This window comes from Tepidiforma sp. (assembly GCF_034432735.1).
In the GTDB taxonomy this organism is placed as follows: Bacteria; Chloroflexota; Dehalococcoidia; order Tepidiformales; family Tepidiformaceae; genus Tepidiforma.
Genome location: NZ_DAOUBJ010000105.1, coordinates 1 through 13,198, shown reverse-complemented (window position 1 = coordinate 13,198; position 13,198 = coordinate 1). Strand labels below are relative to the sequence as shown.

General features: G+C 68.3%; 14 protein-coding genes. 7 read left to right on the top strand and 7 right to left on the bottom strand.

Features of this window, described 5'->3' with window-relative positions; genetic code table 11:
* Positions 1–30 precede the first annotated feature (30 nt).
* Both VAE53_RS09985 and VAE53_RS09980 read left to right on the top strand, forming a co-directional pair.
* On the top strand, positions 31–1,128 hold the full coding sequence (locus tag VAE53_RS09985) for a glycosyltransferase family 1 protein (RefSeq protein ID WP_322819229.1): 1,098 nt from the start codon (positions 31–33) through the stop codon (positions 1,126–1,128).
* Positions 1,125–2,015: a glycosyltransferase family 2 protein gene (locus tag VAE53_RS09980; protein ID WP_322819228.1), complete on the top strand. Its 891-nt coding sequence runs from the start codon at positions 1,125–1,127 to the stop codon at positions 2,013–2,015. The genes VAE53_RS09985 and VAE53_RS09980 overlap by 4 nt, the downstream gene beginning before the upstream one ends.
* A 3-nt stretch (positions 2,016–2,018) precedes the next feature.
* On the opposite strand, the gene VAE53_RS09975 is transcribed toward VAE53_RS09980, so the two are convergent.
* Positions 2,019–3,359 carry an AarF/ABC1/UbiB kinase family protein gene (locus VAE53_RS09975; protein ID WP_322819227.1) on the bottom strand — a complete coding sequence of 447 codons (1,341 nt, stop codon included), beginning with the start codon at positions 3,357–3,359 and terminating at the stop codon, positions 2,019–2,021.
* A 235-nt stretch (positions 3,360–3,594) separates the two neighbouring features.
* Between VAE53_RS09975 and VAE53_RS09970 the strand changes: the two genes are divergently transcribed.
* On the top strand, positions 3,595–3,792 hold the full coding sequence (locus VAE53_RS09970) for a hypothetical protein (RefSeq protein WP_322819226.1): 198 nt from the start codon (positions 3,595–3,597) through the stop codon (positions 3,790–3,792).
* A gap of 18 nt (positions 3,793–3,810) precedes the next feature.
* Positions 3,811–4,524 (top strand): hypothetical protein, encoded by a 714-nt coding sequence (locus VAE53_RS09965; protein WP_322819225.1) that lies wholly within the window; start codon positions 3,811–3,813, stop codon positions 4,522–4,524.
* Here VAE53_RS09965 and VAE53_RS09960 read toward each other — a convergent pair.
* From VAE53_RS09960 to VAE53_RS09940, 5 genes are all read right to left on the bottom strand, one after another.
* On the bottom strand, positions 4,517–5,746 hold the full coding sequence (locus tag VAE53_RS09960; RefSeq protein ID WP_322819224.1) for a CaiB/BaiF CoA-transferase family protein: 1,230 nt from the start codon (positions 5,744–5,746) through the stop codon (positions 4,517–4,519). The two genes, VAE53_RS09965 and VAE53_RS09960, sit on opposite strands and share 8 nt — an antisense overlap.
* A gap of 151 nt (positions 5,747–5,897) precedes the next feature.
* A complete protein-coding gene (locus VAE53_RS09955) occupies positions 5,898–7,244 on the bottom strand; it encodes a TIGR03111 family XrtG-associated glycosyltransferase (protein WP_322819223.1) in 1,347 nt (448 codons plus the stop codon).
* A gap of 1 nt (position 7,245) precedes the next feature.
* Entirely contained in the window at positions 7,246–7,854 is a 609-nt protein-coding gene (locus VAE53_RS09950; RefSeq protein WP_322819222.1) for an archaeosortase/exosortase family protein, read from the bottom strand.
* Positions 7,842–9,389, bottom strand: coding sequence for a hypothetical protein (locus VAE53_RS09945; protein ID WP_322819221.1), 1,548 nt, complete (start codon positions 9,387–9,389; stop codon positions 7,842–7,844). Before VAE53_RS09945 ends, VAE53_RS09950 begins: the two co-directional genes overlap by 13 nt.
* Positions 9,386–9,877: a 6-carboxytetrahydropterin synthase gene (locus tag VAE53_RS09940; RefSeq protein ID WP_322819220.1), complete on the bottom strand. Its 492-nt coding sequence runs from the start codon at positions 9,875–9,877 to the stop codon at positions 9,386–9,388. Before VAE53_RS09940 ends, VAE53_RS09945 begins: the two co-directional genes overlap by 4 nt.
* A 119-nt stretch (positions 9,878–9,996) precedes the next feature.
* On the opposite strand from VAE53_RS09940, the gene VAE53_RS09935 reads away from it, so the two are divergent.
* The 3 genes from VAE53_RS09935 (at position 9,997) to VAE53_RS09925 (ending at position 12,049) form a co-directional block, all read left to right on the top strand.
* On the top strand, positions 9,997–10,200 hold the full coding sequence (locus VAE53_RS09935; RefSeq protein WP_322819219.1) for a hypothetical protein: 204 nt from the start codon (positions 9,997–9,999) through the stop codon (positions 10,198–10,200).
* Positions 10,201–10,373: 173 nt separating this feature from the next.
* Positions 10,374–11,354 carry a DUF2157 domain-containing protein gene (locus VAE53_RS09930; RefSeq protein ID WP_322819218.1) on the top strand — a complete coding sequence of 327 codons (981 nt, stop codon included), beginning with the start codon at positions 10,374–10,376 and terminating at the stop codon, positions 11,352–11,354.
* Positions 11,351–12,049, top strand: coding sequence for a hypothetical protein (locus VAE53_RS09925; RefSeq protein WP_322819217.1), 699 nt, complete (start codon positions 11,351–11,353; stop codon positions 12,047–12,049). The genes VAE53_RS09930 and VAE53_RS09925 overlap by 4 nt, the downstream gene beginning before the upstream one ends.
* 14 nt (positions 12,050–12,063) lie before the next feature.
* Here the strand turns inward: VAE53_RS09925 and folP are convergent.
* A partial coding sequence (gene folP, locus VAE53_RS09920) for a dihydropteroate synthase (RefSeq protein WP_322819216.1) occupies positions 12,064–13,198 on the bottom strand: 1,135 nt, incomplete at its 5' end.

Below are 13,198 nucleotides of genomic sequence, written 5' to 3'. Positions count from 1 at the left end.
TATAGGCAGCCTTGCCCATAAGATCGCCGCGTGTCGCACGTGCTCCGCGTGGCCCTCGATGCCTCCGCCCTCCCCCCGCGCCCCGCCGGCGCCGGCGTCTACATGCGCGAACTCGCCGCAGCGCTCGCCTCGCGCCCCAGCCTCCAGGTCTCCGCCTTCGCCCCCCGGCCCCTCCCCGGCTGCCGCCACCTCCCCGTCCCCACCGGAGGAGCCCCTCGCCGCCTCGCCTGGCAGCTTCGCTCGCTCGGCCCCGCCGTCACCGCCTCCGGCGCCCACCTCCTCCACGGCCTCCACTTCTACACACCCCGCCGCCTCCCCATCCCGCGCGTCACCACCATCCACGACCTCACCTTCTACCGAATCCCGCGCCGCTATCCCCTCGCCCACCGCCACTACTACCGCCTCATCGCCCAGACCGCCCGCTTCGCCCAGCGCATCATCGTCCCATCCTCCGCCGTCGCCACCGACGCCGTCCGCTACCTCCACCTCCCCGCCGAATGCATCCGCGTCATCCCCGAAGCCCCACGTGCAGGCCTCCATGCCGCCGACCCAGCACGCGTCGCCGCCCTCCGCACCGCCCTCCGCCTCGAAGCACCCTACCTCCTCTGCCTCGGCACCGCCGAGCCCGGCAAACGCGCCGTCGATGCCCTGCGCGCCCTACCCGCCATCCGCCAACGCTGCCCCGGCACCCTCCTCGTCCTCGCCGGCAACCCCGGCCCACTCCTCCAACCCCTCCGTCGCGAAGCCGCTCGCCTCGGCGTCGCCGAAGCCGTCCGCTTCCTCGGCTACATCCCCGATGCCGACCTCCCCGCCCTCCTCACCGGCGCCCACGCCCTCGTCTTCCCCTCCCTCTTCGAAGGATTCGGCCTGCCCCCGCTCGAAGCCATGGCCTGCGCAACCCCCGTCATCGCTACCGACGCCCCAGCGATGTCCGAAATCCTCCGTGGCGCAGCCCGCCTCGTCCCCCTCCGCAACCCCGCCGCCATCGCCGAAGAAGCCATCCGCATCCTCCAAGACCCCTCCTGGCGCACCGAGCTCGCCCATCGCTCCCTCCAACACGCCCTCGCCTTCTCCTGGGCGCGAACCGCCGCCCTCACCGAAGAGGTCTACCGAGAGCTCGTCCCATGACCATCGGCGTCATCATCGTCACCTACCGCTGCCGCGACCTCGCCCTCGCCGCCCTCCACTCCATCCAAACCCACGCCCCCGACCTCCTCCCCACCACCGTCGTCGTCGACAACGCCTCCCTCGATGGTACCGTCCAAGCAGTTCGCCAGGCCTTCCCCACCGTCCGCATCATCGAACACCGCCGAAACCTCGGCTTCGCCGCCGCCGTCAACCGCGGCATCCAAGAGCTCGCCCAAGCCGAAGTCCTCTGCCTCCTCAATCCCGACGCCGAATTGCTCGACGACGGCATCTTCGCCGCCGCCCACTACCTCCAAACCCACCCCGAAGTCGGCGTCCTCGGCGGACGCATCCTCAACCCCGATGGCTCCATCCAGCCCAGCGCCCGCGCCTTTCCCTCCCATTACAACGCCCTCTTCAACCGCCATTCCCTCCTCACCAAACTCTTCCCCCACAACCGCTGGTCACGCCAATACCTCATGACCGATTGGGACCACCACGACACCCGCCCCGTCGACTGGGTCTCCGGCGCCTTCATGCTCCTCCATCGGCGCGCCCTCCAGGCCGTCGGACCCTTCGACCCCGCCTACTTCTTCAGCATCGAAGACGTCGACTTCTGCCGCCGCGTCCACCAGGCCGGGCTCCAAGTCCACTACTACCCCGGCGCCGCCGTCCGCCACCGAATCGGCGGCAGCTCCCGGCGGGCGGTCTACCGCGCCATGGCCGGCCACCACCGCGGCATGTGGCGCTACTACCGAAAACATCTCCGGGGCAACCCATTCCTCGATATCCTCACCGCCAGCGGCATCGCGCTCCGCCTCGCCCTCCATGCCACCTCCTACACCTTCCGCGCCGCACCGGCGCGCCTCCTCCGCCGCCAACCACGCTGACCCTCAGATAGGCCGCCCCGAGCGCGTCGTCTCCGCCGAACGCCGCCCCAGCTCCGTACTCGGCGCCACATCCTCCACATACTCCCGCACGATCGCCCGCCACGGGCCCCGCGCGCGAAGGCTCGCGAGCAACCCCGCCAACCCAAAATTGATCCGCGTCAGAAACACCATCCCCGCCGGGATAGTGCAAAAGCGATTGATGCGCCCACCCAGCCCCGTCGTCATCGTATTCCGACGCACCATCTCCCCCGCCAGCTCAGGCGTGTACTCCACCTCGTCTTCCAGAATCGGAGCCCAGTACCAGTGCATGTGCTCGTACAACTCCTCCGTCGTGAACGGCGCATCTGGCAAAAGAATACCGATCGCCTCTGTCGCCGCTCGCCACCCCTCACGGTCCCCCCTGTCCAGGGCCCGAATCAGCCGTTTGAAACCCTCGATCACCGCCGCATCGAACTCCGCCACACAGCCATAATCCACGAACCCAATGCGCCCATCCCCCAGCAGCAGATAGTTCCCCGGATGCGGGTCCCCATTGAACAGACCGTGCCGGTAGAGGCTCCCGAAGCAGAACCGATAGATCATCTCCCCCAGACGGTTCCGCTCCTCCTGCGGAAGCCGCAGCGCCTCCCGGAACGGTAGTCCCGGAAGCCACTCCTGCACCAGCACCGTTTCCGTCGTCAGCTCGTGATACACCCGCGGCACGCGCACGAACGCATGCCCCTCGAACGCATCGAAAAACCGCTGCTGCCACGCCGCCTCCCGGCGGTAATCCAGCTCGCCCCGGATCCCCTCCCCCAAATCCCGCACCAGCGTCCCGATATCCAACCCCTTCGCCACCAACCCACCCACTCCCAGCAACACCGCAACGTTCGCCAGATCCCGCTCGATCGCCTCCCGCACACCCGGATACTGCACCTTCACCGCCACCCGGCTCCCATCCCACAGCACCGCCCGATGCACCTGGCCAATCGAAGCCGCCGCGAATGGCTCCCGTTCCAACGATCGGAACACCGCCTTCGGCGAACGCCCATAGGCCGCCTCCAACACCTCCTCCACCAGCTCGAACGCCATCGGCGGCGCATCCGCCTGCAGCCTCGCCAACCCCTCCGCCATCTCCGGCGGAACCACCCCGCTCAGCATCGAAAGCACCTGCCCAACCTTCATCGCCGCCCCCTTCATCTCCCCCATCGCCCGCGTCACATCCTCCGACGTCCGGAGCACCGCCTCCTTCCGCTTCTCCTCCCGGCGTTGCCCCCAATAGCGAAACGTCCCTAGCCAGCGCAACGCCGCCGTCCCCGCCAACCGAATCGGCACCGCCGTCCGCGCCAGCCTGCCAGTCCGCATCGCCGTCCTGCCCGAACGTCCCAAAACGTTCCCTACTCCGTCGTCGAGCTCCCGCCCGGGCATCCCCGCTGCGCCCGCGCCGATCGAACCTAGCGTCAGCCCATCGATGGCCGCCCTGCAACCCCCTCGCTCACCTCACCCGGAAAGCCCCAGCAAAGATCCCCCACGATCTTGGGGTCTCCATCTATTCAGGCTATCGATGCATAGCCGATACTTGTGGTACGAGGAAACGCGTATGGCTGGCATCTTCTACGACCCACGCACCCGCCGACTCCACGCCGTCGTCGGCCACCCCGACCCTACCTGGACGCTCGTCACCCACAACCTCCACGCCAGCGTCCACCACTGCCGCCGCATCATGTCCGAATGGATGAGCCCCGACGAACTGTGGAAGGTCGACTGGCGCATCGACCGCCACACCCTCACCGCCTGACCCCGCTACCATCTCCCCATGGAGCTCTCCCCGCTCGCAGAGGCCCTCGCCCGCCTCGAAGCCAACCCCCTCCCCGTCGCCCATCGGTTCGACACCCAAGAGCCCCTCGCTGGGCCCATCGCCTTCCTCCCCGCTGCCTTCAACCCCCCCACCATCGCCCACCTCCGCCTCCTCGAACGCGCCGCCGCCGCGGCCGCAGCCGCGCCCGCCGCCCTCCTCACCACCCGCAACGTCGACAAAAGCATCACCGGCGCGCCCCTTCCAGCCCGCGTCGAAATGCTCCTTGCCGCCCGCCGCGATGGACACAACGTCGCTGTCCTCGCCGCCAACGCAGCCCGAATCATCGACCAAGTCGCCGCCCTCGAACGCACCTACCCCGCCGCCCAGCCTACCCCCATCGTCGGCTTCGACACCCTCGTCCGCCTCTTCGACCCCCGCTACTACACCGACATCGCCGCCGACCTCGACACCTTCTTCGAACGCCACCGCGTCATCGCCGCCAACCGCGGGCCCCACGCCATCCAAGCCGTCGCCGAATGGCTCCACCACAACGCCCGCGAATACGCCAGCCGCATCATCCTCGTCGAACTCGAAGCCGACCTCGCCGCCATCTCCTCCACCCAAGCCCGCCAACGCGCAGCCGCCGGCTTCCCCCCCGAACATGTCCCACCCTCCGTGCGCGCCATCCTCGCCGAGCGCCGCTACTACACCGCCGAGCGACCGCCTACGTAATCTCCGAAATATCCAAACGGCTCTCCAGCGCCACCACCCCACGCTCGGCCAACCCCCGAATCTCCGCCAAGCTCATCCCCAGCAGCCCACCGAGGACCTCCACCGTGTCCCCGCCCAGGTCCGGCGGCGGACCCTTGATGCCCGTCTCACTGCGCGACATCCGCACCGGCGTGTTCGCAATCGGAATCGTCCCCGCCACCGGATGCGTCACCTCCTGCACCATCCCCCGCGCCCGCACCTGCGGGTCCGTCACCACTTCCGGGACCGTGTTCACCGGCCCCGCCGGAATGCCCGCCGCCAACAGCTCCTCCAGCCACTCCGCCGTCCGCCGCCGTCGAAACGCCGCCGCCAACAGCGGCTCCAGCTCCGCGTGGTGCCTCGTTCGCTTCGGACCCGTCAAGAAGCGCTCGTCGTCGATGAGCTCCGGCACCCCGAGAATCGCACACAGCAAATTCCACTGGTTCTCCTCGCCGAAGCCCAACGCCACCACGATCCACCCGTCCGCCGTCGGGAACGCCTGGAACGGCGTCGCGCTCGGATGCCGCGTCCCGAGCGGCCCCGGCACCTCACCCGTCACGAAATAGCGCATGATCGCGTTCTCCATCACCGTCACCTGGCAGTCGAGCATCCCGATATCGATCGCCTGCCCCAGCCCGCTCCGCTCCCGCTCCCGGAGCGCCGCCAAAATCCCGATCACCGCGAACATCCCCGCCACTACATCCCCATACGAGACACCGGGTCGGATCGGTGGCCCGCCCGGCTCCCCCGTGATCGAAAGCACCCCACCCATCGCCTGCACCACAATGTCCAACGCCGCCCGCTCCCGGTACGGCCCAGTCTGACCGAACCCGCTGATGCTCGCCAGAATGATGCGCGGATTCCGAGCCGAAAGCACCGCATAGTCCAGGCCCAGCTTCTCCAGCGTCCCCGGCGTGAAGTTCTCCATCACCACATCCGCCTGCTCCACCAGCCTCAGAAAAAGCTCTCGCCCCTCCGGATGCTTCAAATCGATCGCCAGGCTCCGCTTCCCCCGATTCACCGAAAAGAAATAGCCACTCCAGCCGTTCTGGTACGGGCCCGTCGTCCGCGAAATGTCCCCATAGGGCGGCCGTTCGACCTTGATCACCTCCGCCCCAAGGTCACACAGAATCATCGAGCCGAACGGCCCCGCAAGCACCCACGTCAGGTCCAACACCCGCACACCCTCGAGCGGACGGCTCATCCTTCCCCCTCCCAGGAGCTGCTCACCCGATTCTGCCCCGGCGCGCGCTCTCCGTCGAAGGTCACTCCCACCGCCGACGTCGCCATCCCCACCTACACGCGCCCAGAAACCCCGGCCAACCGCCGAACCCGTATTGCCCTCCCCCCGAACCTCAGGCCGCCTTACGGATTCGCTGCTCCTCCTCCCGCCGCCCCACCACCGTCAGCACATAATCCCGCGTCGCCGAAACCGGATCCTTCGTCCGCCACTGGTGCGCCTCCGTGATCACCGTCAGCGTCCCAGCGAATCGCATCCAAAACAGCAAATAGCGGTACGCCGGCATGATCGGAATCACCCACCACCCCCGCCACAACCGCCTCGCGCTCGGGTGCACCACCAACAGCGCGCACGTCGCCCACGTCGCCGTCTCGATCACCATGTACGCCCCATAGAGCGCCACGCCCGCCATCGCCACCGTCGAAACCGAATAACCGAAGAACACCAACCCCGGCAACAAGAACGTCCACGCCACCCGCGGAAACGCCAGCGTATGGTCCACCAAAAGCGTCCGCACCGGCGCGAACCCCCGGTAGAACAAACCCCGCCGCGCAAGCTTCGGATGGGCAGCGATCACCTCGATCTCCCCCCGCTGCCAACGCACCCGCTGCGAATACAGCGCCCGCAGACTCGGAATCGGGTCCGTATAGCACACCGAACTCGGCACCACCCCCACCTTCTTCCCCGGGAACCGCTCCTGGAGCTCGAAGGTCATGAACGTGTCCTCGCCGACCGTGCTCGCATCGTACAAATGCGTCGCCACCAGCGCCTCCCGCCGAAACGCACTGAACGCCCCCGCCAGCGTGAACAGCCGCCGCGACATCGATTCGAACCGCCGGCCCACATTGAAGCTGAAGTAATACTCCTGGAACTCGCACTCGTGGAGCACCCGCATCCAGCCGCGTTCCCCGCTCTCCGGGCGGATCTCCACCGCACCCGTCGCCGCGATCAAGTCCGCATCGTGCTCGAACGCCGCCACCATGTTCGCGATCGCATCCTCGTGCAGCGTCACATCCGAATCCACGTTGATCACGTAATCCCCGCGCGCGTGGTGGATCCCCGCATTCAACGCCCACGTCTTCCCTTGGTGGAACGTCGACATCCAGTAAATCTGCCCCGGCCAGTCCCCCTGCTGCTGCTCACAAAAAACCCGGTACGAATCGTCCTTGCTGCCATTGTCGATAGCCAGCACCTCGATCAGCTCGTGCGGATAGCTCTGCCGCTTGATCGATTCCAAGCAGGCGCCCAGCTGCTCTTGGCTGTTGTAGACCGGCACGATCAACGTCACCCGCGGCCACTTCCCCCGCGGCGCCTCCGTCACCGGCCTGATCGGCAGCCGCTTCGCCCGCCCCAGAATCGTCGCCGCCAGGTAGTTGAACGCCTGATACCCGTCGACCAAGATCGGCACGAACAACCACACCCCCCAAAACCCCAGCGCCGGCAACCACCAGTCCGTCGTCATCTCACCCCTCCCGCAGACGCGCGTACACCACGCGCAACGTCGGCCGCGTCACCGCGAACCAGTACACCGCCACCGCGAGCGCAAAAAACACCGCCCGCCCAAAGACAACGTGGGCAACATCGAGCCAGTCCTGCCCCCCATAGCCCACCGCCCCGATGATCACCAGCATCCGCACCACGTTCGCCGCGAACGTCAGCCCCAGCGCCACCAGCAGCACCAGCAAACGCCGCGCCGCAGGCAGCGCCGGGTAGAAGAGCACCAGCCCCAGCAGCGCCGCCAGCTCCAACAGCCCCGAACACTCGATACCGATCGACAGCCGAGTCCACTCCTGATGGTGCGGCACACCCACCACCAACAGCTCCCCCGCGCGGTCGTCGAACAGCTCCGTCCGAATGCCCAGCAGCCACGACAAGGAGTGCACCGAATACGCCGTCGCCACCCGGATGGCCAGTTCGCCCGGGGCCAGCTCCCGCGCAGCCACCACCGCCAGCACCGCACCCCCCGCCGCGCCAATCACGTAATACGGAAGCCAGGCCCCCGCCCGCCAAAAAAACCGCGTCGCCAGCGCCCAGCCCACCGTTACCGGGACGAACCACATCAGCGTGTCCACGTCGCAGCCTTCCGGTTCACGTACCACGCCACCCCGACCGCGAACGTCCCGAACAGCCCCAGGAGCAGCCACCCCATCGTCGGCGCGCCCGAGCACCTGTACGTCACCGTCAACGACTCACGCGGACCGTTCGGATCCGTTCCCCACTCCACCGTATTCGAGACCTCGCACTTCTCGCCCTTCCCCTCGAACTTCTGCTCCACCAAAAAGTACTGGCCCGGCGCCGTCGCGTAGAACTTCCCATACGAACCGCTCGCCAGCCCCCCGCAGGCAGCCCCGTTGAACTCCTGGCAAGACCCCGCGTTCGCATCCCAGACGAGCAGATCGGCAGCCCCCGATGGCTCGATCCGCCACACCACCACCCCATCGCGCTCCTCCACGAAGTACTTCATCACCTTCACCTTCGGAAGCGTCCCATCCGCCTTGTTGTACGCGCAGAGGTGGATTTCCTCGCCCTTCTCCGCCTGCTTCGCCGAAATCGAAACCTTCGCCGCCAGATTCCCACCTTTTGGCTCCGACGGGCACGACTTCGGCCCCTTCGGTGCCTCCACGAGATCGTAGAGCGCCGGGTTCGGCCCGCCCGTGGCAGGGTCCAGCTCCGTCACCAGATAGTCGCCCTCCGAAACCGGCACCTTCTCCTCGTCGACGAACTTCACCAGCCCCGTATTGTTCGCGTCCGCCAGCAAGAACACCCACGCGCCCGCCGGCGATGCCGCCACCCACTTTTCCTTCGGCCCCGGCACGAACTTGTGCACGACCAGCCAGGCGCCCGGCTTCGTCCCGATCGCCGTCGAATCGGGCGTCGGCGTCGAGGTCGGTGTTGCCGTAGCCGTCGCCTTCCCGGGGGAATCCGTCGGCGTCGCGGCTGGCTTCGTGGTCGGCGTCGGCGTCGTGGTTGGCTTCGTGGTCGGCGTCGGTGTCGGGGCCGCGCTCGGTTTCGAGCCGTCCCACACATACACGATGCAATACGCCTGCGTCCCCGGCCGCAGCGCCAACGCGTCCCAGCCCACGCCGTCCGCATTGTCATTGTTCCCGCCATCGGAATAGCACTGGAGGTCGATGAACGGCAGCGGCGCCGCGCTCACCACCGTCGTCGGAAAATCCACCACCGAAAAGCGGCGCGTCTGCGATTTCCCCGCCGGAATGTAGACCGTTTGCCCGCTCAGGATGAGGTCCGCCCGCCCATCGTAGCCCGTCCCCGAGGCAGAGGCCTTCAGCGGTTTCGTCAGCGCAGCATCCGCGAAAACCGAACCCGCCGTCGAGCCGCCCAGCAGGAACATGCCCTTCGCCACCCCCGGCACGCAGCCGTAGGCCCCGATATCCGAGGGCTCCGCGAAGGCCGTACCGTTGTCCGCCGCCCGCGGGTCCTTCCCCGCCGCACGCATCGCATAAATCTGGCTGTCACCCGGGCACGTCGCCGCCAAGAATGTCAGCGTCGCCACCTCCACCGGCGCCTGCGCATCCACCCGTGCCCCGCCCAGCGCCCCCACGACGGCGCCGAAGATCGCCACCGTCGCCATCACCAGCCGTTTCATGCCAACTCCCTCCGCTCGACCGTCACCGAGACGGTCGGGTTCTCCCATAACGTCACACTCACCAGGATGGGCCCACCCGGCATCTCCTCCAGAAGCGCCGCGTCCAGCTCCCGAAAGATCACCGCCGCAACGTTCTCCCCGGTCGGTTGCACCTCGGTGAAGGGATACAGCTCGTTCAGATACCGATTGGCGAACTTCTTCGCTTCCCGCTCCAACAGATTCAGCACCTCACGGAAGCCCGCCACCATCCCGTTCTCGTCCACCCGTTCCGTCACGAACACCGCCTGCACCCGGTACGAATGCGTGTGCTTCTCGCCGTTCGGCCGAATCGAATGCGAAGCACCGAAAAACGAATCCAGCGCCAGCCGATACCGAAGCCCCGCCGAAAGCCCCCGCTGAAGCTCGGCACTATCCGGAATCGAAACCGTGCGCCTCGCCAGCGCAACCGGCGCGCCAGCGTTCCCAACCTGTTCGCGATGCGAAGCCATACGTACACCCCGAAGCTTTCACCGTGAATTTCGGCGGCTAGCGCGCGACGATGAAGTGACAATCGCGTGAAGCGACCCCTCCCGCTGTACTCCCGCGAAACCCCGCCGATAACCCTGGTATGAACTCGAAGGATTCGACCATGCCCCCCGTCGATTGGGCCTCTTGGCAGGCCGGGTACGAGGCCGGCATCGATGACGCCGTCCGCCTCATCGACTCCCTCCGCGGCCCCGGCGCCGGGAGTCTCAGCACCCCCATCCTCCTCCGCATCCGCGCCGAGCTCCTCGCCATCCGCGATCGGCGCAGCACCTCGCACGCCGCCTGAATCCCCCGTCGGCCCGGCCGGGTACCATCCGCGCTACCCCGGCCAAGAGCCGCCCATGCCCACCTGGACCGACCGTCGGGGCTCGGTGACCGCCGAGCCCGACCAGCTTCTCGCACCCCCTTTGCTCAAGCCCAACCCTTTACAGCTCGCCCACCGCCACCTACCCTCGCGCAGTGACCGAAGCGGAAGAAGCGCTGCGGCGCTGGATCGAAGCCGGCCTCATCGACGAAGCCACCGCCGCCCGCATCCGCGCCTTCGAGGCTGCTCGCAGCGCACCTGCGCCCGGCCCCGCGCCCGCCGTCGCCGAACGCCCCGGCCTCATCGAAGTCCTCCTCTACCTCGGCGTCGCCGTCCTCTCCGTCGGCGTCATCGCTCTCTTCGGCCAGAGCTGGTCCGAACTCGCATCCTTCCCGCGCGTGCTCGCCGTCGGCACCCCAGCCGCCTTCGCCCTGCTCGCCGGCGCCCTCCTCCGGACGCTCGACGAGCCCGGCTACCGCCGTGCCAGCCAGTTCGCCTGGGCCGCCGCCGTCCCGCTCGTCGCCGGCACCGTCGCCGTCATCCTCAACGAATACCAACCCCTCGGCCTCGACAACGATAACGATCGCGCCCAGATCCTCGTCGTAGCGCTCGTCGCCCTCGCCCTCGCCCTCGTCCTCTGGGCCATGAGCCCCGCCACCCTCCAAGTGATCGCGCTCGGCGGCAGCCTCCTCTTCCTCGCCCAAGCCATCGGCAATTGGCCCGACGAGTTCTCCGCGCCGCTCGCCGGCTGCACCCTCGTCGTCTTCAGCATTGCCAGCCTCGCCCTCGCCGAAACCGGTCGCATGGTGCCGCGCGATGCCACGCGCCTCCTCTTCGCCATCCTCGTCGCCTTCGGCGCCTACCAGCCAGGCTTCGAAAGCGGCGGAACCGCATGGGAATTCCTCGCCTTCGGTGCCGCGGCCGCCCTCCTCGTCAGCGGCGTCGTCCGCGGCTCCTTCGCCTACATCCTCGCCGGCGTCGCACTCCTCTTCGGCGCCCTCGTCCGCGGCATCTTCCAAAACTTCTCCGACCAGCTCGGCGCCCCCGTCGCCCTCATCATCAGCGGCGCCCTCCTCATCGGCGCCGTCCTCCTCCTCGCTCGGCTCGCACCCTCCCTCCGTAAGTCCACACCATGAGGCTCGCCCCTCGTGACCGCTGGTTCGCCGCCGCCGTCATCGCCGGCGTCTCCGCCGTCATCGTCGCAGTCGTCGTCCTCCTGCGCATCGGCATCGAAAACCCCTCGCCCCCACCCCTCATCGCCACCCCCAACCCAGCGATCCCGGGCGAAATCCTCTACGCCAGCAGCGACAACTGCCTCGTCCTCGCCCGCGCCTCCGGCGAGTCCCGCCGCCAAATCTCCTGCCTCGCGAGCCCCCTGCGCCTACTCGCCATCATCGATACCGCCCGCGTCGCCTACGTCGATACCTCCACCTACCCCGAAACCCTCGTCGTCATCGACGCCGAATCTGGGCGCGAGGTCGAGCGCCGCCCCTTCGACCCCCTCGCCAACCCCTTCCCCGATGCCGCACCCGATGGCACCCGTCTCGTCTCCCGCTCCGATCGCTCGTACGAACTCCTCCGCGACGGCCAGGTCGTCGGCAACATCCGCGTCGATACCGATACCTGGCACCTCCGAGTAGCCGGCTGGTCGCCCGATAGCCAGTGGATTGCCTTCACCTACTTCCCGCCCCGCACCGGGAAACCCGAACTCTGGATCGTCTCCCGCGACGGCACGGTCCGCGGCACCCTCGCCGAGCAAGTCTCCGGCTCACCCATCGCCTGGTCGATAGCCGGCGTCGGCAGCTGGCCCCTTCTGTCGCCGGCGCCGTAGAGCCCCATCGCCCGCTACCAGCGCTGGCCCGGTGGCGGCGGCGCGGCCGGCCCCTCCCGCGTCATGTGCGCCGCGCTCGCTCCCGCCCGCCAGGGCCAGCTGCCCTCGCCCGGCGCAAACGCCCCTGGCTCTCGCGCTGCCACCGCCTCCGCCATCTCCAACGCCCGCCGCGCCCCCGCCACATCGTGGACCCGGAAAATCCGCACCCCTTGCGCGAACGCCAACGCGCTCACCACGTGCGTCTCCAAATCCCGCGCGGCCGGCTCTAGCCCCCCGACACTCCCGATGAAGTTTTTCCGCGAATGCGCCAGCAACACCGGCAGGCCGAACGTCCCCAGCTCGCCGATTCGCCGGATCACCTGGAGGTCTTCATCGTGGCTCTTCCCGAACGCGATGCCCGGATCGATAGCCACCTGCGCGCGGCCGAGCCCCACCCCCCAAAGCTCCTCCAGCCGCCGCTCCATCCACCCGACGGTCTCCACCACCACGTCCGCGTACCGCGGCGGCGAATCGGGCCGCCGCTTCGGCACCGAATAGCTATAGTTGAGCACGTAGCCCGCCCCCGCCGCCGCTGCCTCCTCCGCCGCGCCCGTGCCCAGCGTCAGCCCGCTGATGTCGTTGATCAGCTCCGCTCCCGCCGCCAACGCCGCCCGCGCCACCGTCCGCTTGTACGTATCGCTCGAAACCACATGCCCCTCGCGGGTCAACGCCGCGATCGCCCGGCCCACCACATCCGCCTCGACCTCCTCCTCGAGCACCGGTCGGTCCGCGCGCGCACTCTCCGCCCCCACGTCGATAATGTCCGCCCCCGCCTCGCGGAGCCGTTCCGCCGCCGCGCACGCCGCCCCGACATCGCGACCCACACCATCCCCCGAAAACGAGTCGTCGGTCAGGTTCAGGATGCCCATGATCGCCGGGCGCTCTAACGGCAACTCCCGCGAGCGCAAGCGCCACGTCCGCACCGGCGCCAAAAACTCCCGGATCCGCCGCGCGTGCGGCGAACCGAGCTCCTCCAGCACCGCTACGAGCTGCCCGAGCATCGCCCGCGAAGCCCACACCGTCGCCTCGTCCGCCTCGCGCAGGTCGATCCCCAGGCCCAGCGCGCTCGTCGCAACCTGGAGCCGCTCACGGTCTCCCACCAGGTGCACC

Excerpts from the sequence above, each read along its gene's own strand:
- VAE53_RS09980 (WP_322819228.1), top strand. The coding sequence starts at position 1,125 with ATGACCATCGGCGTCATCATCGTCACCTACCGCTGCCGCGACCTCGCC.
- VAE53_RS09975 (WP_322819227.1), bottom strand. The coding sequence starts at position 3,359 with ATGCGGACTGGCAGGCTGGCGCGGACGGCGGTGCCGATTCGGTTGGCG.
- VAE53_RS09970 (WP_322819226.1), top strand. The coding sequence starts at position 3,595 with ATGGCTGGCATCTTCTACGACCCACGCACCCGCCGACTCCACGCCGTC.
- VAE53_RS09965 (WP_322819225.1), top strand. The coding sequence starts at position 3,811 with ATGGAGCTCTCCCCGCTCGCAGAGGCCCTCGCCCGCCTCGAAGCCAAC.
- VAE53_RS09960 (WP_322819224.1), bottom strand. The coding sequence starts at position 5,746 with ATGAGCCGTCCGCTCGAGGGTGTGCGGGTGTTGGACCTGACGTGGGTG.
- VAE53_RS09955 (WP_322819223.1), bottom strand. The coding sequence starts at position 7,244 with ATGACGACGGACTGGTGGTTGCCGGCGCTGGGGTTTTGGGGGGTGTGG.
- VAE53_RS09945 (WP_322819221.1), bottom strand. The coding sequence starts at position 9,389 with ATGAAACGGCTGGTGATGGCGACGGTGGCGATCTTCGGCGCCGTCGTG.
- VAE53_RS09940 (WP_322819220.1), bottom strand. The coding sequence starts at position 9,877 with ATGGCTTCGCATCGCGAACAGGTTGGGAACGCTGGCGCGCCGGTTGCG.
- VAE53_RS09935 (WP_322819219.1), top strand. The coding sequence starts at position 9,997 with ATGAACTCGAAGGATTCGACCATGCCCCCCGTCGATTGGGCCTCTTGG.
- VAE53_RS09925 (WP_322819217.1), top strand. The coding sequence starts at position 11,351 with ATGAGGCTCGCCCCTCGTGACCGCTGGTTCGCCGCCGCCGTCATCGCC.